Source organism: Paenibacillus tepidiphilus, assembly GCF_008635795.1.
Classification (GTDB): Bacteria; Bacillota; Bacilli; order Paenibacillales; family Paenibacillaceae; genus Paenibacillus_AQ; species Paenibacillus_AQ tepidiphilus.
In genome coordinates, this window is sequence record NZ_VWRQ01000004.1 from 15,425 (window position 1) to 37,266 (window position 21,842).

General features: G+C 51.1%; 21 protein-coding genes. 13 read left to right on the forward strand and 8 right to left on the reverse strand.

What is annotated here, in order from left to right; translation table 11 throughout:
* Positions 1-164: 164 nt before the first annotated feature.
* Positions 165-1,244 (reverse strand): nucleotidyltransferase domain-containing protein, encoded by a 1,080-nt coding sequence (locus F1379_RS05945; protein WP_150267427.1) that lies wholly within the window; start codon positions 1,242-1,244, stop codon positions 165-167.
* 441 nt (positions 1,245-1,685) lie between these two features.
* Between F1379_RS05945 and F1379_RS05950 the strand changes: the two genes are divergently transcribed.
* The 4 genes from F1379_RS05950 to F1379_RS05965 all read left to right on the forward strand — a co-directional run bounded on the left by F1379_RS05950 (position 1,686) and on the right by F1379_RS05965 (position 9,883).
* Positions 1,686-2,990, forward strand: coding sequence for an MFS transporter (locus tag F1379_RS05950; protein WP_150267429.1), 1,305 nt, complete (start codon positions 1,686-1,688; stop codon positions 2,988-2,990).
* Between the two features lie 331 nt (positions 2,991-3,321).
* Positions 3,322-6,504, forward strand: a complete 3,183-nt coding sequence (locus tag F1379_RS05955) for a GNAT family N-acetyltransferase (RefSeq protein ID WP_150267431.1) — start codon at positions 3,322-3,324, stop codon at positions 6,502-6,504.
* Positions 6,491-7,366 carry an amidohydrolase family protein gene (locus tag F1379_RS05960; RefSeq protein WP_150267433.1) on the forward strand — a complete coding sequence of 292 codons (876 nt, stop codon included), beginning with the start codon at positions 6,491-6,493 and terminating at the stop codon, positions 7,364-7,366. Before F1379_RS05955 ends, F1379_RS05960 begins: the two co-directional genes overlap by 14 nt.
* Before the next feature lie 960 nt (positions 7,367-8,326).
* The gene (locus tag F1379_RS05965) at positions 8,327-9,883 is read left to right on the forward strand and encodes an ABC-F family ATP-binding cassette domain-containing protein (protein WP_150267435.1); all 1,557 of its coding nucleotides are present in this window, start codon (positions 8,327-8,329) and stop codon (positions 9,881-9,883) included.
* 226 nt (positions 9,884-10,109) lie between these two features.
* On the opposite strand, the gene F1379_RS05970 is transcribed toward F1379_RS05965, so the two are convergent.
* The 3 genes from F1379_RS05970 to F1379_RS05980 form a co-directional block, all read right to left on the reverse strand.
* Complete coding sequence (locus F1379_RS05970) at positions 10,110-10,532, reverse strand: hypothetical protein (protein ID WP_150267437.1); 423 nt, start codon at positions 10,530-10,532, stop codon at positions 10,110-10,112.
* A gap of 291 nt (positions 10,533-10,823) precedes the next feature.
* On the reverse strand, positions 10,824-11,552 hold the full coding sequence (locus F1379_RS05975) for a hypothetical protein (RefSeq protein WP_150267439.1): 729 nt from the start codon (positions 11,550-11,552) through the stop codon (positions 10,824-10,826).
* Complete coding sequence (locus F1379_RS05980) at positions 11,552-12,271, reverse strand: ABC transporter ATP-binding protein (protein WP_150267441.1); 720 nt, start codon at positions 12,269-12,271, stop codon at positions 11,552-11,554. Before F1379_RS05980 ends, F1379_RS05975 begins: the two co-directional genes overlap by 1 nt.
* Positions 12,272-12,405: 134 nt before the next feature.
* Between F1379_RS05980 and F1379_RS05985 the strand changes: the two genes are divergently transcribed.
* From F1379_RS05985 to F1379_RS05995, 3 genes are read left to right on the forward strand one after another with little or no spacing between them, the layout of a single operon-like run.
* A complete protein-coding gene (locus tag F1379_RS05985) occupies positions 12,406-12,936 on the forward strand; it encodes an AAA family ATPase (protein ID WP_239004578.1) in 531 nt (176 codons plus the stop codon).
* Between the two features lie 30 nt (positions 12,937-12,966).
* Positions 12,967-13,635, forward strand: coding sequence for a hypothetical protein (locus F1379_RS05990; protein WP_150267443.1), 669 nt, complete (start codon positions 12,967-12,969; stop codon positions 13,633-13,635).
* Positions 13,622-14,137 (forward strand): hypothetical protein, encoded by a 516-nt coding sequence (locus F1379_RS05995; protein ID WP_150267445.1) that lies wholly within the window; start codon positions 13,622-13,624, stop codon positions 14,135-14,137. Before F1379_RS05990 ends, F1379_RS05995 begins: the two co-directional genes overlap by 14 nt.
* 85 nt (positions 14,138-14,222) lie before the next feature.
* Here the strand turns inward: F1379_RS05995 and F1379_RS06000 are convergent, their stop codons facing one another.
* Positions 14,223-15,434, reverse strand: coding sequence for an MFS transporter (locus F1379_RS06000; RefSeq protein WP_150267447.1), 1,212 nt, complete (start codon positions 15,432-15,434; stop codon positions 14,223-14,225).
* Positions 15,435-15,631: 197 nt separating this feature from the next.
* Between F1379_RS06000 and F1379_RS06005 the strand changes: the two genes are divergently transcribed.
* Positions 15,632-16,210, forward strand: a complete 579-nt coding sequence (locus F1379_RS06005; RefSeq protein ID WP_150267449.1) for a TetR/AcrR family transcriptional regulator — start codon at positions 15,632-15,634, stop codon at positions 16,208-16,210.
* Positions 16,211-16,283: 73 nt separating this feature from the next.
* Here the strand turns inward: F1379_RS06005 and F1379_RS06010 are convergent, their stop codons facing one another.
* Together F1379_RS06010 and F1379_RS06015 are read right to left on the reverse strand one after the other, a co-directional pair.
* Positions 16,284-17,183: a dihydrodipicolinate synthase family protein gene (locus F1379_RS06010; protein WP_150267451.1), complete on the reverse strand. Its 900-nt coding sequence runs from the start codon at positions 17,181-17,183 to the stop codon at positions 16,284-16,286.
* A 126-nt stretch (positions 17,184-17,309) separates the two neighbouring features.
* Positions 17,310-17,651 carry a winged helix-turn-helix transcriptional regulator gene (locus tag F1379_RS06015; RefSeq protein ID WP_150267453.1) on the reverse strand — a complete coding sequence of 114 codons (342 nt, stop codon included), beginning with the start codon at positions 17,649-17,651 and terminating at the stop codon, positions 17,310-17,312.
* A gap of 134 nt (positions 17,652-17,785) precedes the next feature.
* Here F1379_RS06015 and F1379_RS06020 point away from each other — a divergent pair, with 134 nt between their 5' ends.
* From F1379_RS06020 to F1379_RS06040, 5 genes are all read left to right on the forward strand, one after another.
* Positions 17,786-18,889 (forward strand): Gfo/Idh/MocA family protein, encoded by a 1,104-nt coding sequence (locus tag F1379_RS06020; protein ID WP_150267455.1) that lies wholly within the window; start codon positions 17,786-17,788, stop codon positions 18,887-18,889.
* A 612-nt stretch (positions 18,890-19,501) separates the two neighbouring features.
* Positions 19,502-19,606: an Imm53 family immunity protein gene (locus F1379_RS30680; RefSeq protein ID WP_150267458.1), complete on the forward strand. Its 105-nt coding sequence runs from the start codon at positions 19,502-19,504 to the stop codon at positions 19,604-19,606.
* Positions 19,607-19,789: 183 nt separating this feature from the next.
* On the forward strand, positions 19,790-20,089 hold the full coding sequence (locus F1379_RS06030; protein ID WP_150267460.1) for a hypothetical protein: 300 nt from the start codon (positions 19,790-19,792) through the stop codon (positions 20,087-20,089).
* A 48-nt stretch (positions 20,090-20,137) separates the two neighbouring features.
* Entirely contained in the window at positions 20,138-20,497 is a 360-nt protein-coding gene (locus tag F1379_RS06035) for a hypothetical protein (protein WP_150267462.1), read from the forward strand.
* 29 nt (positions 20,498-20,526) lie between these two features.
* Positions 20,527-21,390 carry a DUF4085 family protein gene (locus tag F1379_RS06040; RefSeq protein ID WP_150267464.1) on the forward strand — a complete coding sequence of 288 codons (864 nt, stop codon included), beginning with the start codon at positions 20,527-20,529 and terminating at the stop codon, positions 21,388-21,390.
* 77 nt (positions 21,391-21,467) lie between these two features.
* On the opposite strand, the gene F1379_RS06045 is transcribed toward F1379_RS06040, so the two are convergent.
* Positions 21,468-21,788 carry a hypothetical protein gene (locus F1379_RS06045; RefSeq protein WP_150267466.1) on the reverse strand — a complete coding sequence of 107 codons (321 nt, stop codon included), beginning with the start codon at positions 21,786-21,788 and terminating at the stop codon, positions 21,468-21,470.
* Positions 21,789-21,842: the final 54 nt, after the last annotated feature.

Below are 21,842 nucleotides of genomic sequence, written 5' to 3' on the forward strand. Positions count from 1 at the left end.
TTATTACAATCCGGCTTCCAGAATCAACTACATAAGATTACCCCTGATTCCTGCAAATAGCACCTCTCCGGGAGACCTAATTATATTATGAAAATCGGTTCATAGATTCCCTGGATAAACGTGCGTTTATGCAAGTTTGGGACCGTTAAGCGTGTGTGCACTAATTATCCCATGTAAGCTTCATATAATTCTTCAAAAGAATCGTAACGTACCGCCTCACGCCCGACCTTCTTATACTCTTCCAGATATCTCTCCATGATCTCCATAAAGCGGTCCCGGAAGGTGTCCAGATCATCGGCGGCAAAATGCTGCATGACATCGAATCGCGGGGTTCCCTTGTATAGCTGCATCTCATCCAGAAACTCCTGCCCGCTGACGGCGGTGAGGAAGGCATAGGATTTGTCCTTGATCCGTGTGCTATTGATGACTTTATTGCGCACATTGCTCCACAGCTCTTCATAAGTGCCCTTCAGATTGTCATAGGTGGGGATTGGATGCTCTACCAGTTCAGTATCCATTTGCGTATAAAGGGTGACGGCACCTTTCAATAATACCAGAGCAGCGCTTCTGATCGCATCGGCCGACTGGGCGTTTACGATGTCCATATAAGTCTTTTCAAATTCCTCCGGTACAAATGTCAGCGGCCGCAGCTCTTCGAGATACCGCTTGTAGCCGTGCTGAAAGCAGCTGTTGTTCAGGCAGTTTATAGCGTTCATTACTTCAAAAGAAAGCTTTCCCGCCGCATAGCGAACCGCGCCGAGTTCATCCGCCAGCATGGCATCCGCATAGAATTGTTTAGCGTTGTTGATGAAGGGCAGGGCTCTTTCCAGTGAGGCGGCGCCCACAGGCTTGGACAGTTCATTCAGGGCCTGCTGCTGGTAGGCCTTGAGCCGCTCCAAATCCTCCGGCTTGGCACTGTACAGAATCTTCATATTCGTCAGACTGGATACCATCGGGCTTTCGAGTCTTGCCTGTGCTTCAATGCGCGAATCCCACGGCGTACAGTAAATATCGTAACCGACATCCTCCAGGATAAAGCCGGCGGAGATGTTCCAGCCGTTGTCTGTATTGTTGATGATAATCAGATCCAGATCGCTTTTCTCATGATAATCACCCGTTGCGAACGAGCCGGTCAGCCCGATGATGGCAATATCCTCCGGGAAATCGCGTTTTGCCCGCTCGATGACCATGTTGATGAATTGTTCGTTCTTCCGGTTCAATTGCTTCACTATGCTTTCATTCACAGGTATTCCTCCTCAATACTAACGTCTGAATAGCCGCAACACGGCTTTATTATTCAATTTACCAGTAAACTGGAAGGGGGTGTAGTGGAAGAACAGTTTAAATAATTTTTGGTATGAATTATAATCCAATTAATTACATTAGGAGGGTGGAGGGCGGTTCTGGTTCTGATTTTATTTCTCTTAGTATTCATAATTGTTGGTCCATTGGCTATCGAAGGTGCGCTTAAAAAACAGCTGAAGAAAGATGAGGAAGTGATCCTCCGGCTGGACATAATTATCGACGAGTTGAAAAAGACAAGCCGTGACGTGCACTGATCACTCCTTAGATTTCCGCATGCCGGACATTTTTTACAAACATCGCGAAGTGTCCGCTACTTCAGGTCTTATACTACCTGTATGGATCTACGGTAAAAGTAAGAATTCATACAGGAGGACTAGCTGATGCGCAGTACCTATTCGAAAGAAGAAAAAAGCTGGATGATGTACGACTGGGGCCATTCGGCCTATTCTATCGTCATTTCGACGGCAGTGTTTCCGCTCTTTTATAAGGCGGCGGCTGAAGGAGCAGGGGTGAACGCTGCAGATTCTACGGCCTATCTCGGTTATGCCGTGGCGGTTTCAACCTTTATTCTCGCTATGCTGGGTCCGATTCTGGGCACAATAGCCGATTATCAAGGGTTCAAAAAAAGCTTCTTCGCCTTCTTCAGCCTGCTTGGCGTTACCGCTACTGCGCTGCTTACGTTTATTCCGCATGATAATTGGCAGCTGCTGCTCGCCGGTTATATGCTCATCGCCATCGGGTCGGCGGGCTCGAATGTGTTCTACGACGCCTTTCTCGTGGATGTCACCGACGATTCGCGGATGAATAAGGTGTCCGCCCGCGGCTTTGCTATCGGATATATCGGAAGCACGATTCCGTTTATGATCAGTATCGCGGTTATTCTGCTGGCGCAGCAGGAGGTGCTGCCGATCTCCGTCACGGCGGCGAGCCGGATTGCCTTCTTCATCACGGCCGTCTGGTGGGGGATCTTCACTCTGCCGATGCTGTACAATGTGCGCCAAACGCATTATATGAAGCGCGAGCCGCGGATTGTGGCGAACAGCTTCAGGAGCCTTATCGACACGCTGAAGCAAATCCGGCGGCACCGCACGATCTTCCTGTTCCTGCTGGCATACTTCTTCTACATCGACGGCGTCGGAACAATCATCACGATGTCCACCGCCTATGGAACGGATTTGGGGATCGGCTCGACGGACCTGCTCATTATTCTGTTCGTCACCCAGGTTGTCGCCGCCCCGTTTGCCATTCTGTACGGACGTTTGGCTGACCGGTTCTCAGGCAAAACCATGCTGTACGTCGGGATCAGCGTGTATATCGTCGTCTGTATCTACGCCTACTTCATGAAGTCTACATTCGACTTCTGGGTGCTGGCCATGCTGGTCGCCACTTCGCAGGGCGGCATACAGGCGCTGAGCCGGGCTTATTTCGCGCGGCTCGTACCCAAGGAGAATGCGAACCGGTTCTTCGGGTTCTATAACATCTTTGACAAATTCGCTTCGATTCTGGGGCCGCTGCTGGTCGGATTAACGGCGCAGCTCACCGGCAATACCAGTATCGGCGTCTTCAGTCTAATCATCCTGTTCGTAATCGGCCTTGTTCTGCTTATGAGAGTGCCGGGGCCGGAGGCGGAACAGAAGGCCGGCCTGGGCGGGGCACCGGCGGGTAAATCCGGCGTGTTGAACTAGACCGGGGAATACTCGGCGTTCCGGGTACCGGAAGCGCCGGAAGCGCCGGAAGCACCGGAAGCACCGGAAGCACCGGAAGCACCGGATATTCTCCTAATCGGCCGGAGGACACAGACCGGTGTAACAGCGGAAGTCCAGGACCATTGTTTGGTTCAAGGCTGCCGCTGTTTCTATATGCAGAGCGGGCAGGGCTTTGGTCATTTTTAATTTATAAGCGTTTGTTCCCTCGCGGCTGTCTTCCAATTAATTGTATAATATTAACTTATAGGGCTAATGTCTCGCCGTTAAAGATATCGTACCCGTGATTTTTTGTGATGAAGGAGATGAATTTATGACAGCCAATACCACTGTGGATCTGATCCGCATAGTAGAATACGATCCATCCTACGCCGGGGCGGTCGCAGAGATGTGGAACCGCAGCAGCGAGAGCTGGGGCGGCGGTACCGGACAACGAACGGAAGACAGCGTACGCCGGGAGATGGAGACCACCTCCAATCTGCATGTGTTTCTCGCCGTCGCCGGGCAAGATGTGGTCGGCTTTTGCAGCTTTGCCCATTACCGCCAGGATGAAGGCGCGCTATATGTCCCGCTCTTGAATGTCCGGCCCGATTACCACGGCCACAAGGTAGGCCGCAACCTGATTCTGCATGCCGTCCGCACTACCGTTGAAGCAGGCTGGCCGCGGCTTGACCTGTTCACCTGGGCAGGCAATACCAAGGCGGTGCCCATGTATAAGAAGTGCGGATTCTTCTGGGAAAAGAATGACAGCTATGTTCATCTGATGAACTTTATTCCTACCGTGCTGCAGACGGAAGCGCTGGCTCCTTATTTCACGGAGCTGGACTGGTATGCCGACAGCACACGCGAGGTGCCCATCCAGCCGGATGGCCGCCGGGAGCGGGGCTTTGATTTCCTCGACTACACTTGGCGCAAGGGAGATTTGGCTGTACGGGCGGAGTTCGAGAAGAGCGGCCGCGGACTGACTGCGCTCGATACGCCGGATTTTGAAATCTCCACAGAGATTGACGAACATGATCTGGTGTTCGGCTCCAACTATGAGGTGCGCTATCGCATCAAGAACCGCTCTGCGGCAGAGCTGCCGATTGCGATCCAGGGGGAGAACGACAAGAATATCCGGTTTGAGCTGTCGGTTGCTTATACGCTGGCACCCGGAGAATCACTGCTTGTGGAGGGTTCGTTTGAACTTGATCCGGTAACCGAGGAGCCGAATGAGAAGAAGACCCATCCGGTGGTCAAGAGTAATTGGCTTATTGGCGGCAGGCAGGCGCAGTTCCGGATCGGGGTGGCTCCGAAATTCCCGCTTAAGATGACGATGGAACTGCCGGTAAGGGAGCAGTATCCGGGTATTCCGGCGGAACTGTACCTGAATGTGGAGAATAATTTCGCATGGGATGCGGAATTTACCTTTGAACTGCCGGAGGAAGAGTTCGTGCAGTGGGGAAGCCGGTCCGTAAGCTTTACGCTTCCGGCTCAGGGCAAAATGTCTCTTCCTGTTCCCTACACACTGCGGACCTTCGGCCTCTACTCCAGAGAGGTTACGGTGACAGCCGTTCCTTCCGGTCAGAAGCCGTTCACGTTCACCAGCAAGCTGTCGGTGCTGATGAAAGGCATGCTCGGCCGCTTCGGCGGGGAACACGGTGACCAATGGGTCGCCGTTAATGGCGCTTACTCGCTGCATATGAGCAAGCTCGATAACGGGATGTGGATCGAATATCCCGGCTCCGGCCATAGCTTCTGGTGGGCGTTTCCGCGGCTGGGCAAGCCGTTCGCCGAAGAATTCTCCAAGAAGCGGGCCAAGGAAGTGCGGATCTATACCGAAGGAGAGGACCAGCTGCTTACAGCCCTCTATGAATCAGAAGAATTCCCGGGACTTACACTCAAGTCCGTGGTTGCGCTCTCTGCAAATGGAATTGTCAGGTTCCATAATGAAGTTTGCAATACCGGCGCTGCGGCTACGCACGGGCAAGTGTATACGATGATGAACTTCGGCTTCTTCGGCAAAAGGCTGATCCTGCCCTACCAGGACCGTTTCGTGGACATGGAGGATGCCTATGCCGGCCATCCGGAATTCTGGGACAGCAGCCAGCTGACGGAGAACTGGCTGTTCACGAAGGAAGAGAACCATACCTGCGGAATTTGCTGGGACGCTTCACTGCAGCTGCGGCGGCCGGAATACACGTTTGGGCTGGAGCATCCGCTCGGGGTGATTCCTGCCGGAGAAACTGTGCGGACCACGCCCGTGGTGTTTGCACTGAACACCTTCCGAGCATGGCCTGATTTCCGCGCCTTCGCCCGGCAACGGCAGGAGAAGGTCATTCCGGTGCTGGACGATCACCTGGAATTAATGTTGGGGGGCGGCAATCTGTTCGCGCCTGGGGGATTGGTTGCAGAGCTGAAGGATCGGAAGGTGCCTTCGCTTGCGGGAAGAGTCGAGCTGTATGTGCAAAAGGGCGGCGGCCCGGAGCAGCTGGCTGCTGAGCTTGAGCTGACCCGGGAGCAGGATACGCACACGGCGGGATTTAAGCTTCCAGCCGAAGCTGCGGACCTGGCAGACGCCGCAGGTTCCGGCGGGAAGGTCCGGGCTGTCTATAGAGGAGAGGACCGGATTCAGGAACGCACTGGGCTGTGGTTCCCGCAATCTGCATCCGCCGTCGAATATCGGATGGAAGAAGGTCCTGCGGGCACCGTCTACACGGTTAGCAACGGAGTGCTATCCATTGCGGCTGCACCGGAATTCGGAGCGGCGCTATATTCCCTGAAGCATCAAGGGGAAGAATGGCTGGACAGCTCCTATCCGGAGCCGGCTCCGCGATCCTGGTGGAATCCCTGGCTTGGCGGACTCGGCGCGGGCATTCCCGGACTGGGCGGCTTCAGCCGGCAGCAGGAGCCAAGAAGCGCAGCCTGGGTGAAGAAGCCGGATGCCCTCGGCAATGTCTGGGAAGGTCTGCAGATTACGCTCGCGGTCGAGAATAATGAAGCGAACAAAGGGATTACCGTTCACCAGCACTATCTCATGCTGCCCGGCGTTCCGGTGCTCTGTGTGCTGCATTCGGTGAGCAATGGCAGCGGGAAGACGCTGCCTCATTATTCGCTGCTCTCGGACAGTTACTTCCGTCCATCGCCGGTCTTCTCCGAAGGCTGGATGGAGCTTCCGAAGGAAGGCAGCTATGTTCTTGGAACGGTTGAGGCGGAATTTGAGCCTGTAAGTATCCTGCGGACCGGAGCGGTATCGCGGAAGGATATGCTGCATATGGTGAACAGCTATCCGAACCAGCACGCTTCCGTATATGTGAACAACCAAATATTCGAGCACAGCATCGATCACCGGCTTTCCATACGGGACGGAGAAACCGTCTGGACGCAGCCGTCCTTCCTGATCCTGGGAGAGAACCGGCTGAATTCGGAGGATGTACAGAGCCTCTTGAAGCTAAGCTTCGAACATAAGACTGACAATACTAACGACGATAAGGAGCCCGGCCATGCCGATCATTGATATTCACATTCATCTGTCAGACATCGACAGCTTCCACAAGACTGCTGCAGAGCTGTCCAAGGTTGATTACAGTGCAGCCGGCCTTCAGGTCGAATTTGCCCGGAATGATGTAGTCCTCGGAATCGGTATGGGGGTGACGGAGCAGACGAAGGGGGCTTTCCCCGACTCTGCTTCCCCCAATCCGATGGGACTCGACCTTGAAGAGACCGTTCCGCCGTTTCTCATGGAATGCGTCGGCATCAATCCGAACCAGCTCTCAGGAATTGGGGCCACGGCTGAGCTGGACCGGATTGAAGCACGGCTGCAGGCGCCGGAGGTGGCGGGCATCAAGCTGTATGCCGGGTATTATCACCATTTCGTGTACGATGCGATTTACGGGCCCGTGTATGAGCTGGCCGCCAAATACGGCGTGCCGGTAGTCATTCATACAGGCGATACGTATTCCATGAACGGCTTGCTGAAGTATTCGCATCCGCTGACCGTGGATGAGCTGGCATATCAGCAGCGCGGCGTGAACTTCATGATTTGCCATCTGGGCGATCCGTGGGTGATGGATGCGGCCGAAGTGGTGGCCAAGAATCCGAATGTGTACGCTGATCTCTCCGGCCTTGTGGTCGGCGACCGGCCGCATTTCGAACGGTTCATGAATGAGCCGCTGTTCATGGACCATTTCCGCCGGGCGCTGGTATACTCCGACCACTATGAGAAAATGCTGTTCGGCACCGACTGGCCGCTTGCGCCGATCGACCTGTACGCCGAGTTCGTCCGCCGGCTCGTCCCTGAGCAGCATCATGAGAAGGTATTCTACGAGAATGCCTTCGGGCTGTTCCCGCGCATCCGGGAGCGGATCGCAGCACTGTAAGCTGGAGACAGGCGAGTGATTGCGCCTGGCGATTTAAGCCTGAACAGACAAGCCATTCCCGCCGGAAGCAGGGGATGGCTTGTTGTTTGCTGTGGGGTGCTAGCTATGGCTTTGCTCCACCATAGAGCGGTGGGCACCTTAACTGCATCCCAACTGTAGCTAGGCAATATCTAACTCGCGAGAAAGGGTTGGAGATTACGCCGTTCAACCTTACACTTCACCAATTAAAGCATCGTACCCGCATTGCATCGGGAACATAGTGAAATTTCACGGACGCAGGAACTTCTTGTCCCACATACCTTCAGCTCATTCTGCCAGGCGATAGCGATAGGATTCACCATCACCATTGTCTGCGGCCGATCATTCCTACATGTAGTCGAAAAACCGACCACAATGTGCACCAGCGAAGGCAAAAATGCCAAATGTAGTCGAAAAACTGACCACAATGTGCACCAGCGAAGGCAAAAATGCCAAATGTAGTCGAAAAACTGACCACAATGTGCACCAGCGAAGGTAAAAATGCCCAATGTAGTCGATAAACCGACTACAATGTGCACCACCGAAGGTAAACGCGCCAAATGTAGTTGAAAAATCGACCACACCGCACAAACTATGCCACACCTAACGATAGCAGGACAGTATCTTAAAGTTCTCAGATTTGCTTTTTAAATGTTATTGGTTAGTGCTACTTAATCGTAGAGTTTGTGATGACTGGAGCAGATAGTTCGTCAAAATAACAAAATGGAGAAGCGCCAGGTGATGACAGAATCCAGTTAGAGTTGAGAAGTGCAACAGGAAGAGCTGACCGGGGGCGCCACACGTGGAGTTTTAAATTTGTCCTGGTCAAAATTTTAGCTTATGTCACTTCTTCTGTATTACTTTCTGAAACTTGTGGAGTTGTGAAGCATTAACCTTTATAATATGACAAGGATAATGAATAAAGGAGAAGTTGTTAAATCCATGAGTATACTAAATGTTGAACGTTTGAGCCACGGTTTTGGCGACCGTGCGATATTTACGGATGTATCCTTCCGCCTGCTGAAGGGCGAGCATATCGGCCTGATCGGCGCGAACGGCGAAGGTAAATCTACTTTCATGAACATCATCACAGGCAAGCTGCAGCCGGACGAAGGCAAGGTGGAGTGGTCGAAGCGCGTACGTACCGGTTATCTGGACCAGCATGCGGCGCTGACCCAGGGCCAATCGATCCGTGATGTGCTGCGCGGCGCGTTCCAGTATCTGTTCGATATGGAACAGGAAATGAACGACATGTACGGACGGATGGGAGACGTGACTCCCGAGGAGCTGGAGCAGCTGCTGGAGGATGTCGGCACGATTCAGGATACACTGACCAGTCAGGATTTCTATATGATCGATGCCAAAATCGACGAAACCGCCCGCGGACTGGGCCTGACGGATATCGGTCTGGATAAGGATGTCCATGATCTCAGCGGCGGGCAGCGGACCAAGGTGCTGCTGGCCAAGCTCTTGCTGGAGAAGCCGGACATTCTGCTCCTTGACGAGCCTACGAACTATCTGGACGAGCAGCATATCGTCTGGCTGAAGCGCTATTTACAGGAATACGAGAATGCATTTATTCTGATCTCGCATGACATTCCGTTCCTGAACAGCGTCATTAACCTGATCTACCATATGGAGAATCAGGCGCTGACCCGCTATGTTGGCGATTATGACTACTTCCAGCAGGTATATGAGGCGAAGAAGCAGCAGCTGGAATCCGCCTACAAGCGCCAGCAGCAGGAAATCGCTGATCTGAAGGATTTTGTTGCACGGAACAAGGCCAGTGTAGCTACACGTAATATGGCGATGTCCCGCCAGAAGAAGCTGGATAAGATGGATGTGATCGAGCTCGCCAAGGAGAAGCCGAAGCCGCAGTTCAACTTCAAGGATGCACGCACCTCCGGCAAGCTGATTTTCGAGACCAAGGATCTTGTCATTGGCTATGATTCTCCGTTGTCGCGTCCGCTGAACCTCCGTATGGAGCGCGGGCAGAAGATTGCTCTGGTCGGCGCGAACGGCATCGGGAAGACGACGCTGCTGCGCAGTATTCTGGGCCAGATCCCGGCGATCTCCGGCGACGTCAGACTCGGTGACCTGCTGGAAATCGGTTACTTCGAGCAAGAGATGAAGGAAGCGAACTACAACACCTGCATCGAAGAGATCTGGAACGAGTTCCCGTCGTACAGCCAATTCGAAATCCGCGCGGCACTGGCCAAATGCGGTCTGACGACAAAGCATATTGAGAGCAAGATTGCGGTCCTGAGCGGCGGCGAGAAGGCCAAGGTCCGTCTCTGCAAGCTGATCAACCGCGAGACCAATCTGCTTGTACTCGACGAACCTACGAATCACTTGGACGTTGATGCGAAGGAAGAGCTGGCTCGTGCGCTGAAGGCGTACAAGGGCAGCATTCTGCTGATCTCCCACGAACCGGAATTCTACCGTGAAGTTGTGACGGAAGTATGGAACTGCGAAGAGTGGACAACGAAGGTATTCTAATCATCTGAAGGCTCGAAATTGCAGGGAGCAAATTAAGATTGATGCACGTTGTTATGTGGCGCCTTTTATTGACATGAAGCGTTTTTCATTACAAGGTTGCTCTTTTTGTATTTAAGGCAAAGAGGTTGTCAAGTGACTGCTCACTTAGCAACCTCTTTGTTGAATTAATACAAATGATAATGAACACGTTCCGTCTGTTCTACAGTTTGTATTATAATTACACAAATCACTTGAAAAATATAAAATTTGGATATTTATTGGAGTATAAGCTTACATTGTCGATATTGAGTTGTCCTGCTTTTTCTAGTAACCAATCCTGCTCCAAAGTGTTGAGTGATTTATTACCTTCTAAAATTCTAATAACTTTGTCTAATATGATCCTGTCAGTAATTATCTTGCCGTTATTGTTGAATTCTACTGCATTTGGATCAAAATCCGATAAAGTTAGATCGGGTACACCTACCTCTTTATAAATAAAATTAATATTAATTCCCTCAATTCTCTTGCAGATATACTGCTCAGGCTCTATTCCGGACAAGGCATAGAACGTCATTACAGACGTGCGGCCTTGAACTATTGCCCCTAACTTTTCCCCTAATTGTCGAGCCCTGTAAGAGTCAACACTAATGTATTTCTTCTCGTGATACATTAGAGTCTGCTCCTGATCCTTCCACTCGAAATTCCCCCAAGATTTGTTATCCAAAAATAAGTTGGTGTAGTTTAGTAATATCAAGAACGAGGATAAAAATATTAATGATACGGCACTGAATAGTATTACAAACTTACGTTTATTTGTTCCTATCCTTATCATCAGTATCACCATACCTTGAAATGAATGACATTCAAGTTTCTCGGGTTTGTCTTGGGTAAGAGCAGGAATGACGTAAATATTATAAAAAAAGTTTGGCGCTCAACCTGAGCACCATACCGCAGCAAGCGCCTATTGTTTATAAGACAAAACCACAACCTCATTGGTTAACTTACTCTTCCATGAATAGCGTAACAGGGCGCATACCCAAGCCAGCACCAGCAAGGTTGCCCCAATAATCCAGACAATAGAGCTCCCCCCGGGAGTGAAGCCCAGCTTACGGGAGAAAGCACCGGGAAGTGTAGCCGTGAAAGTAAACACAACCGCACTGACGGACAAATAGGTGCGGATCCGTTCGGGTGATTTGGACAGCATGGACAATTCAGTCAGCATATTCGTTGCAGCATACGTGAATATGATAAATGCCGCCGCAAACCACAGAAACGGGATACTCAAATATAGCTCTAACAGGACCTTCTGATTTGCACAAATCGCATAACCAATTGCCAGAAGATTAAAGACTAGGACCGGACCCATACACAGCAGATAGGCAGAGGTGCTGAAAGTTCGGGTCAGCCTGGCAAGCTCAAGCTTGTTGGCGAGATAGTACTCGCAGCGGCCCGAGGTTTTCTCCGCAATGACAATCAGGCTGACGGTTAACATATTCAGAAAGAAGAAGACAGCGAGGTTCAGAATCAGAACAATGTAAACAGCAACATATCCGGCAGAGCCGGTATTGTTGTGGGCAATTTGAATAATGGAGTTCAATGGAACGAGCAGCGTAATGGCAACCAGGGACAGATAGGAGGGGTTCCTTAGGACATCTCTGCAATTCAGTTTGTGGATGGAGTGAATACCCATTACCTTGAGCCCTCCAATACCTCGAAGAATCTTGCTTCTAAATCTCCGGTAAAATCCTTAAGGTTAATCGTCTCCGCGACCGCTCCGTTAATCAGAATGGTGGACCAGTCGCTGATTTTCTGTACTTCCGCCAGATCATGCGAGGTAATGATCACCGTCTTTCCTTCCTCCTTAAGAAGCTCCAGCATGCCGCGCATGGCTCTTCTCGCTTCGGGATCAACGCCGGAGGTTAATTCGTCCAGCATCAGGATCGGCGTATCTTTAAGTAAAGTAATGAGCAGCGACAGCTTCCGCCTCATTCCCTTGGAGTAGGTGGCGACCTTTTGGTTTAGTGCGGTGTCCAGCTGCAGTAATCCGGCGTACTTCAGTGTAACTGCCGGGACTTGCGCCTGATCTATCTCAAGGTAACTGGCGAAATCCCGCAGGTTCTCCCTCCCGGTCTTGGCCTCGAATAAATAATCATGCTCAAGGAGCACAGACACCTCACGCGCATCTCCGGTGAAATGAATCCTGCCTGCATCCAGGGTAAGCAGACCCGTTATTAAGCGCAGCAATGTGGTTTTGCCGGCACAGTTCGGACCGACAATGGCATAAATACTGTTGTAAGGCACATGGAATGAAACATTTCGTATAATTTCAGCACCATTCAGACTCTTGTTTGCCCCTGACAAGACAATGGCGTTACTGTCAGCGTCTGAGGCTCTTTTATTGTATCCCATTTATACGCCGCTCCCGTTCCCCAAGATAGATTAGCTTCTCCTGCCCTCAAAAATAATATAAACTATGTACTATCAAAGCGTAATATTATTCCAGTTATACATGATAGTAGCTTCCACAACATAGCGGGGGGTGGATGAGAAGCGAGAAGTATGAGGAAGAAAGGGGCAAGCTGATGAAGCAATTAATAATCATTAACGGCCCGCCGGGCGTCGGCAAAACCACGGTCAGCAAAGAGCTGTACCAATCCCTCAATCAAGCGGTCTGGCTGGACGGGGACTGGTGCTGGATGATGCATCCGTGGGAGTTCTCGGCTGAGAACATCCGGATGGTGGAGACTAACATTACCTTTTTGCTGCGCAGTTATTTAAGCAATTCCGGATTTCAATATATTGTGTTCAACTGGGTGCTGCACCGGGAAGAGATCATCCACAGCATACTGGCCGGACTTCAGGATTATGAATTCGATAAGGCCCTCATTACACTGACCTGCTCGGAGGAAGCTTTGCGGGAGCGGATGCTTCAGGATAACCGGCCCCCTGAACAAATCACCGCGAGCTGCGGCAGGCTGAAGCTGTATGCGGATATGGATACATACAAGATCGATACAACCGGAAGCACAGCGCTGGAAACGGTGACGAAGATTAAAGAGCGACTGAAACTGTAAGTTATTTATCCGGAAAAGAGCTGATACCTCTTGAAGCAAAAAATCGGCGTGATCAGGTTCGGCGGAATTACTTTTATACTTGCGGGGGTGCTTTTTGGGGTCCACAATCTGCTGCTGTTACCCTTACCTGATCCCCCGGGGACAGATGTAGAACTGCTCGCCTGGATTCAGGAATGGAAGTTCAATCTCGCGATGGCGGATGAAGTGCTGATCTTTGCTGCGCTGCTGCTGATCCCGTCCATTGTCGCTCTGTTTCGTGTGCTGGTGAAGGTCGATCCCGTCAAAACCTGGCTGGGCTGCGGGCTCCTCGCCGTCACGATTCCCGTTTATATTATGCTGGATATCTTCCTGGGACGGACGATATACCCGGTCTTCGGACTTGAGCTCTCTGCGGATATCCACAGGCTGGTGCTCAGCCTCTATTATGGAGGCATGCACGCGGCAGCCATCATTATGTGTATATCTACAGTAGTGTTAAGTCTGGTTATCAGGCGGAGTACGCTGGGCAGATCGGTAGCTTATTTAGGGTTTTTGGCAGCAGCAGGTGACCTGATCGGTTCTTTTCCTTGGGTGGCAGGGAAGCCGCTCATCATGGTTTCACAGGTACTGTTCTCGGCATGGTTTGTAGTAGTGGGACTGAAGCTGGCGGTGAGCCGTGCAGAGCAGACCGAGAGGAGGAGCACCGTTGAACCGTTATGAGGGTATAGGTGTGAGTGCACTTAAATACGGGGCGTTAAATTTCGTACTTATCTTTAATCATCTACTGCTGTTTGCTATGGGACCGGATGGGGGAGGGACGGGCGACCGGGAAGAGGGGCTGGGACTTTATACCGTTCATTGGGTAATCCTGATCTGTGTTTTTGCAGGTTATGGCTTGTATGCAATCACTTCCGGAAGAACACACAAGCGCATAAGAACATTAACCGCTCTCCCTATATTAGTCTCCTCAGCAGGTATTGCAGGCCTGTTGATCTATTCCCTTAGCCAAAATAAGGACATATACGATACCGGGGGATTCTTCAATGAACTGGGTTCACAGGTGCTGCAGCTAAATGTGAATGCTCTAATGATCCTGATCTATGGCTTGATCGGGTTTGCGGTGCTGATTAGTATGATTGGGGTTGTAGCAAGAAGAAGATTCTCGATACCGGCTTTACTATTAAATGTATTATTGCTGGTCGTGTTTGTGAAGATTAGCTAAAAGCTTGGCTACAGAAAACAATAGCTTGTGAAGAACCGTTCCCGGCCGGAAACGGTTCTTGTTGCTGCGGCCAAACTGCTTATCCTTAGGTTAGACGTCTGGTTATGGCCCAGAATAGCAGGGCTATCATACTCACACCGGCTCCAAGCCAGCATACCCCGCTCCAGCCGGCATATGCGTATATGCTCGTCGCCGAAATTGAACCAATGGCACTGCCGATAGAGTAAAAAATCATATAAGCAGCTGTAAGCCGGCTCCTTGCTTCGGGACGCACATTAAAAATCATGCTCTGATTCGTTACATGTACAGCCTGCACGGCCAGATCCAGAAGGAGAATGCCGACAACAAGAGCTGTCAGGGAGTGCCCGGTATAGCTGATCGGCAACCATGACATTAGCAGCAGGGCCAGTGCTACTCCGGTTGTGAGTTGTCCCCGGCCTCGGTCAGCCAGCCGCCCGGCACGAGTTGCACCTAGCGCTCCGGCAGCTCCGGCCAGCCCAAACGCTCCAATCGCGGAATGTGAAAGGGACAGCGGAGGCAGGCTGAGCGGTAAGACAAGCGAGGTCCACAGGATGCTGAACGCGCTAAAAATAAACAAACAAAGCAATGAGCGGATACGCAGCACCCGTTCTTCTTTAAACAATAAGATCACAGAACGAAGAAGCTGAAAGTATGTAAGAGAACCTTTTGGCTGTTCATTCGGCAAAAGCCTGAGCAGGATAAGCGCAACGACAAGCAGGCACAGCGCTGAAAAAAGATAGACAGAACGCCAGCCTGCTAAATCTGTTAACACTCCAGCAGCGGATCTTGCGAGCAGAATGCCAATCACGACACCACTTGTTACCCTGCCTACGATTCGTCCCCGTTCCGAAGGTGCAGCCATCGTCGCTGCGTATGCAACCAGCGTTTGCGTGACCACGGCCAACAATCCTGCAACTGCCATCCCCGCAAACAGAATACCGGTACCCGGAGCGAAAGCTATGATAGTCAGCGCCAGTACGGACAATAACATTTGCCCTGGAATCAGCCAGCGCCTGTTGACGAGATCTCCCAGAGGCACAAGCAGCAATAAGCCTAACGCATAGCAGGCCTGTGTGACTGTAATGACGATGCCAACGGATGACCGGGCAATTCCGAATTCGCCGGCGATGACGTCCAGAAGCGGCTGGGCGTAATAAACATTGGCAACAGAAAGCCCGCAGGCTATGGCAAACCATAAAGCCAGCTTGTTTGAAATGAAGACAGGCTGCTGAGCGGCAGATTGCTTTTCTCTTACTGATATTTCGGTACCGGCCATTATTTATTGAGCTCCATTCTTAGCATATTCCAATATGTACTTAAGAGTATAATATACTATACGGTACAATAAGGGTATGCCTAAAATAACTCCTTATTTCAATAAAGTCAAGATACTCAGGAAGGAGTTTGACAATTTTAGATACAGTAAATATAATTTATTATATACTAGTTGGTATATTATGAGGAGGATACATAATGGTTCGGGTCCGGGAGTTTGATAAGGAGAAAGCGCTGGATGCGGCGATGCAGGTTTTTTGGGAAAAAGGGTTTGAAGCTACTTCATTAACCGATTTGACTATGGCGATGTCCATTCAACGACCCAGTCTATATTTGGCCTTTGGCGATAAACAACAGCTGTTTGAAACTGCCTTGCGAAAGTACACCCAGTGGCATGCCGCCACAATACGGACCAAACTGCAAAGTAAACCCTCCGTACGGGAGGCGTTCCGTGGATTCTTCAGCGATTTAGTTGAGGAAGAGTATGCTGGAGCAGGGACGCCGGGATGCTTTTGTATAAATACGATGGTTGAACTGGCGCCCCGGGACGAGAAATTCGAAATTATTACGCGGGAACATCAGACCTATCTCGCAGTCCTGTTTCAGGAAACCATTGAACGGGGGATTCATACAGGTGAGTTACAGCAAGACATAAGCGCCAAGAAGCTGGCACAAAGCTTGGTTGTGTCGTTAGTGGGGATTACCGTGATGATGAAGGCGCGGCCGGAGCGCACATTTATTGATAATGCCGTGGCAGTAACGTTATCATTGCTGTAAGCACGCTGAACACGTATGTAAAGAGGCCGTCTCTTGTTGAGACAGCCTCTTTGTGCTTCCTGCCAGTATACAGTTACTGCTTCGCAAACTGCGCTTCATCCAGATAGGCGTACAGCTGCTTCGCCGCAGCCCCGCTTAACGGTTGTATAGGCAGCGGCAAAGCAGACCCTGGAATGAGCCCCTTCCACTCGGCAGCTGCCGCAACTACCCGGAGACTGCCATGTTGGGTGAAGAGAGACCACAGGGGAGCCAAGGCTTGGGATAAGCGGAGAGCTTCATTGTGGTTCCCGTTCTGCGCAGCCCGTGTGATATCCAGACAAACCTCCGGAAACAATCCGGCCAGTGCCGAATACCAGGCTTGGCAGCCCGAGGCTAATCCCAGTGCAGCAGCAGCATCACCGCTGATCCCGAGCGTCACGTGTTCAGGCAGCAGAACGCGGAGAAGGTCCACCCGGCTCTTGGCCTCCGCTTGGCTGGGCGGCAGCGGCGGGATTTTGACCGATTGAACGTTAGGAAGCTGAGCAATCCGTCCCAGCAGCTCGTCACTGAAGCGGAAATGAGTGGTGGCGGGATTATCGTAGACGCATAAGGGGATGGACAACGTTCGGGTGACCGTTTCATATAACGTGAACACTTCCGCCTCCGTTAACGGCTGATACGAGAGCGGAGCGAGCAAGACTGCGCTGGCCCCCGCCTGCTGGGCATCCTCCGCTAAATGCAGAACGTCGCGGGTACGCAGGGCGCCAATGCTCACGATCACCGGAATATCTGCGGCATGCTCTACTGCTAGTTGTGTGACCCGTTTACGTTCTTCGCGGGTGAGATAAGCGTAGCTCCCTGTTGAACCCAAAGCGCCTATAGAGTCTACCCGGGCGGCAGCCAAACGCTCGATTAGACGGATGAACGATGCTTCATGAATGCCGGACACTTCGTCCATTGGGGTAAGCGGGAAGGCGGATAAGCCCTTGAACATGATGAGTCACTCCTTCTATAACAGGTGAACAGAATAACGCCCATTATAAATGGAAAGTCTTCAGGCGGACAGGTCCAATTCTTTATTTAAAAATAGTGCCAATCTGCCATTTTAACCGCTAGCTCGTTAATTACCGGGTTCTTGTTCCGCCTGCTTCGCGGCATCTGCCAACCGTTTGCCCCAGGCACAAAGCGGATCAAGCACAATCTGCAGGGATTTTCCGCTGTCCGTCAATTCGTAGACGACTTTTGGCGGTACTTCCGGGAACACGGTACGCAGAATAAGCCCGTCTGCTTCGAGCTCTTTTAACTGTTGAGTGAGCATTTTCTGTGTGACCGGTGACAGGATGCGCAGCATTTCCCCGTTGGGCTGCGGACCTTGCTCGCCCAGCAGACAGAGGATAGCGGTCTTCCATTTGCCGCCGATCCGCTCCAGTGTAGCTTCGGTGGGATTATGATATTGGTCCATGGTGATCGTCCTTTCTCTCCTTCATCGTAACCATTTGGTAACTATAGCACTATAAAGTGCGTACTTTTGTGCTCTGATTATATCGTTTATATTGATTCGTGTCAGTGCTATGCCAATTAGGGAGGAGCAATAAGATGAGCAAATGGGGAGTTGGAATCATCGGCGCAGGGGGCTGGGGCGGACAGGCCCACATCCCGGCTCTTGCCGCTAAGGATAATTATGAGGTAAGAGCGGTAACTGGCTCGCGTCTGGAAAGCGCACGGGCGGCGGCCGAGCTTCACGGTATCCGCTCTTACTACGCGAGTGCTGAGGAAATGGCTGAACAGGACGATATTGACGTAGTGGTGGTCTCTGTAAAAGTGCCGGCGCATGACCGGCTGATCCGGTCAGCTTTGGGTGCCGGCAAGCATGTCTACAGTGAATGGCCGCTTGCCCGGACCACGTCCGAGGCGGAAGCGCTGCTTGCACTCGCAGAACAACAGGGGGTTCAGCATATAGCCGGACTCCAGGCACGGGCTAATCCAACCGTCTGCTATGTCCGGAACTTGGTTCAAGAAGGTACGATCGGCCGTGTAATGGCAGTGAATGCGATAATTACCTTACCGGTATTTCCAACAGCGAACGGCGTAGTGGATCTGGCGCACGTCTATTTGCTGGATGCAGGCAATGGAGCCGATCAGCTGACCATTGGCGCGGCACATGTGCTGGATGCGATTGAGTTTATGGTATCCCCGTTTGCAGAGGTTGCCGGTACGCTGGATACCCAGTATCCGGAGGTCCAGGTACTGGAGACCGGAGCGGCGGTGACCGCGAATGCGCCGGATCATGTGCTGATCTCCGGCAGATTGGCGCAGGGTGCGCTGGTATCCGCCCAGTTCGTCAACGCGGGGGCACCCGGGTTTACATTGCGGATCATCGGCAGCGAGGGGGAGCTGGTAATTACGCCGCAGGACCAGCTGATGTTTCAGATGGACCGGCTGAAGCTGCAGCTCGTCCGGCCCACCGGAGATACGGAATTCCTGGGTACACCGGCGGACTATGATTTGAAGACGCAGCCTACGCCTCCAGGTCCGTGGCATAATGTTGCCCACCTTTACACCCTCTTTGCCGAGAGATTAGAGGGCAGTGCGGCGGAGGTGCCTGATTTCAATCAGGCTGTGCGGCTGCACCGGTTGCTGGACGCTATCCGCGAAGCAGCTGCGACGGGGATGCAGCAAAAGATAGATAACACCATATAAAGTTCGCAAAGACGCTATAAAGTTCGCAAAGACGCTTATGGCGTCTTTTTTATTGACCTGGGCGGGGATATATATTGTACAAAAGAACAATACAAAATGGTGGGGATGCAGAGTGGAAGTTCTGGAGTTTGAGGAGCTTCAAGTGTCTCGTCATAAGGGCAGGCTTGGTACATGCCTTGTGAATTGTACTCGGTTTTTCGTGTCCATTGGGCCCGTTTGTCGTCACAGTAGCATATTGTACTCGGTTTTTCGTGTCCATTGGGCCCATTTGTCGTCACAGTAGCATATTGTACTCGGTTTTTCGTGTTCATTGGGCCCGTTTGTCGTCACAGTAGCATATTGTACTCGGTTTTTCGTGTTCATTGGGCCCATTTACCGTCCCAGCAGCATATTGTACTCGGTTTTTCGCGTACGATTAGAAATGGTCAGACGTATTGTGTTGTTTGCCGCCTAAGCTGCTCCTCAAGTGGATTAAGCAGCAGCTGGCGACTGTGTGATTCCACATTTCCCCCCCATGGCATGTGGGTGCAATGGTTCAATTTGGTTAATGAACATCAGAACGAAAAGCTACAGAAGTTATGCACGGAAGTTAGATGGGAACAGGCATAACCATTGGTCAGCATCACGACTTTGGACAACCCCGGCTGGCGCATCAAGATTAATTTAGCGGAGACAGAGCTTCAAGACAAACATTTTGATGCAATTACACTTGAGTGAAGCGACGATGACTGGGTTCATTGTACAGTGGAGGATAGCTTTTTTTCGGCAGCAGGGGGCCTGGTAATCTGGAAGAGATGTTAACCCTATTTCGTAAATGGACGGCCTCTAATGAATAATGCTCTATCTAAATGAGAAGCATGCCGGAGCTCTATTTTGCCAAAAGTGGAGAGGTGGTTGAAGATGTATAAGGCATTTAAAACGCTATTAATATCCGCAATGGCTGTAAATGGCCTATCGTTTTTGTTTTTCTTCCTGCTGGCCAACCGATTCTTTGAATATGGGTTTATAATGGACGTGATTAGTACCGTAATCTTAACTATGTTTGGGATACCTTCTGTTGCCTTAATCATGGGCTCTATCTATTTATTGAAATTCCAATGGACACCTAAGAGTTGGTTAGGGTATGCAGGGTTATCTATCATCATTATTGCGCTTATTAGTATTGCTATCTATTTATTTTCATTTGCCTGGCGCGTATAAATGAGATTTGAAATCTATCAAGTACCATACGGAAAGGAGAACGGCCTAGTGGACTTTTGGTATCATGGAAGTCCGGCTCACCTGAACGAACTGCGCAGTGGAAGTACCATTACGGTACACCGGAATTTAGCACGAATCTTCTCGCATAAACCTGCAGTCGTATCTATTAATGAAGACGGGACTATTAAACATAATGGAGACAAAGAAGGCTTGCTGTATATTATAGCGGAGACCGTAGACCCCTCTCTGGACATCGAACTGCATCCGGCATCAACCATGGGAGAAGGAATGGAGTGGCTAACCAAGCGAACGCTGAAGCTGGAATTCATTGAGGCCGTAGGGCAACCGGATCGTGACGACTTATTGACCGAAGAAGATATAATGGAGTTGTTGAAATTACATAGATGACTATCCACATGGCTAGGGGGAAGCAGTGCGTGAGATATCTGACAAAAGAGTGGTACGAGCTTTGCCAGCAGAGGAGCCTGGAATTCGGCTTGCGGGCGCATCGCGGAGCGGGCGTCCACGACGAAGCGCTGTACAGGCGGCTGTATAAGCGGAAAGAGAAAGCATTTCTAAAGGAACGACGCGAAATGTACGATGTGGACCCCCGTTACCTGCTGGCGCATGATGGGGCTGAGATGATGCGGGTGGACCAATATTTCAGCGGTGAAGAGATTGCCGATGAGGATAAACTGATATACCGGATGCCGGAAGAAGAGAAAGCGCGGATACATCACCTGATTGCCCAATATGATGCCCGGCCTGCTTTTGATGAAGTCGCCTGTAAACAAGAGTTTCAGCAGAGGCAGGAATGGGGACTGGAAATACATGCTGAGCGGCTGCCGGGCGAGATTTTGCAGCAGATTGCAGATTTGCGGGTATTTACGCTGGGCTACTGCACGAAGGATATGCTGCGCCAGTTGAAAGTGGTGAGCAGCGAGAATGTAAGAAAGACGGATCAGATCTCACAGGAATACCGTCAGGCACAGCAGGCAGAACCGCTGCCCGAGGAGCTTCGCAACCATTTCCATTTTCATGATTGTACAGTGACAGAAATGCTCTCCGGTGATGATCTTGTAATCCGCCTCGACACTCAGGGAGGCTTCACCCAATTGAATAAGATTACGTTTGTAGCACCGGATATCATCAAGCAGGATGAAGGCATTGAGGGGAAATTTTGGCTTTATAATGAGCTCTATCGTACTGATGACGGGTATGAGGCGCATGTGCTTTTGGACGGTAAGGAGATGGCTGAATTCATTGTACGATGCAGGGATATTATCATTGAACAAGAATGATACATTACTGTCTAAATCGCTCACCATAAAGCAAGCGCCGGGCCACGGGAATACCGCGGATTCCGGCGCTTGTTCTGCTACCTTTTCCAGGTATACACGAAATATAAAGCAAGTGAAATTCCGCAGCGGACCAGCACATGCAGCGGCTGGATGTGACCTTGGAGCATATAACCGTTCCGCAGCGCACAGCCCAATAATCCTACGAGTCCAATGGGCAGAAAGAGCGGATGAAGCGGAGTGCAGAGCAGAGCCACTGAGCTGAGTACGTTGGCGGCAGTAAGTGTCAGACCGAGGCTTGGGTACTTGATGATTGCAGCGGCGGCCATTAGCAGTGCATACAGAACGATGAAGAGAAGGGCCATCTTTTTCCTCCCCGTAATGATGTAGAAATTCGTCATCTTAATCCTCCTTGCGGTGAGCTATAATACGAGTTAATCATATGGGGTTAACCC

Bases quoted from the DNA above. Each gene is read 5' to 3' on its own strand.
- F1379_RS05950 (WP_150267429.1), top strand. From the start codon at position 1,686: ATGCGCAGTACCTATTCGAAAGAAGAAAAAAGCTGGATGATGTACGAC.
- F1379_RS05955 (WP_150267431.1), top strand. From the start codon at position 3,322: ATGACAGCCAATACCACTGTGGATCTGATCCGCATAGTAGAATACGAT.
- F1379_RS05960 (WP_150267433.1), top strand. From the start codon at position 6,491: ATGCCGATCATTGATATTCACATTCATCTGTCAGACATCGACAGCTTC.
- F1379_RS05965 (WP_150267435.1), top strand. From the start codon at position 8,327: ATGAGTATACTAAATGTTGAACGTTTGAGCCACGGTTTTGGCGACCGT.
- F1379_RS05970 (WP_150267437.1), bottom strand. From the start codon at position 10,532: ATGTATCACGAGAAGAAATACATTAGTGTTGACTCTTACAGGGCTCGA.
- F1379_RS05975 (WP_150267439.1), bottom strand. From the start codon at position 11,552: ATGGGTATTCACTCCATCCACAAACTGAATTGCAGAGATGTCCTAAGG.
- F1379_RS05980 (WP_150267441.1), bottom strand. From the start codon at position 12,271: ATGGGATACAATAAAAGAGCCTCAGACGCTGACAGTAACGCCATTGTC.
- F1379_RS05985 (WP_239004578.1), top strand. From the start codon at position 12,406: ATGAGAAGCGAGAAGTATGAGGAAGAAAGGGGCAAGCTGATGAAGCAA.
- F1379_RS06000 (WP_150267447.1), bottom strand. From the start codon at position 15,434: ATGGCCGGTACCGAAATATCAGTAAGAGAAAAGCAATCTGCCGCTCAG.
- F1379_RS06005 (WP_150267449.1), top strand. From the start codon at position 15,632: ATGGTTCGGGTCCGGGAGTTTGATAAGGAGAAAGCGCTGGATGCGGCG.
- F1379_RS06010 (WP_150267451.1), bottom strand. From the start codon at position 17,183: ATGTTCAAGGGCTTATCCGCCTTCCCGCTTACCCCAATGGACGAAGTG.
- F1379_RS06015 (WP_150267453.1), bottom strand. From the start codon at position 17,651: ATGGACCAATATCATAATCCCACCGAAGCTACACTGGAGCGGATCGGC.
- F1379_RS06020 (WP_150267455.1), top strand. From the start codon at position 17,786: ATGAGCAAATGGGGAGTTGGAATCATCGGCGCAGGGGGCTGGGGCGGA.
- F1379_RS06030 (WP_150267460.1), top strand. From the start codon at position 19,790: ATGTATAAGGCATTTAAAACGCTATTAATATCCGCAATGGCTGTAAAT.
- F1379_RS06045 (WP_150267466.1), bottom strand. From the start codon at position 21,788: ATGACGAATTTCTACATCATTACGGGGAGGAAAAAGATGGCCCTTCTC.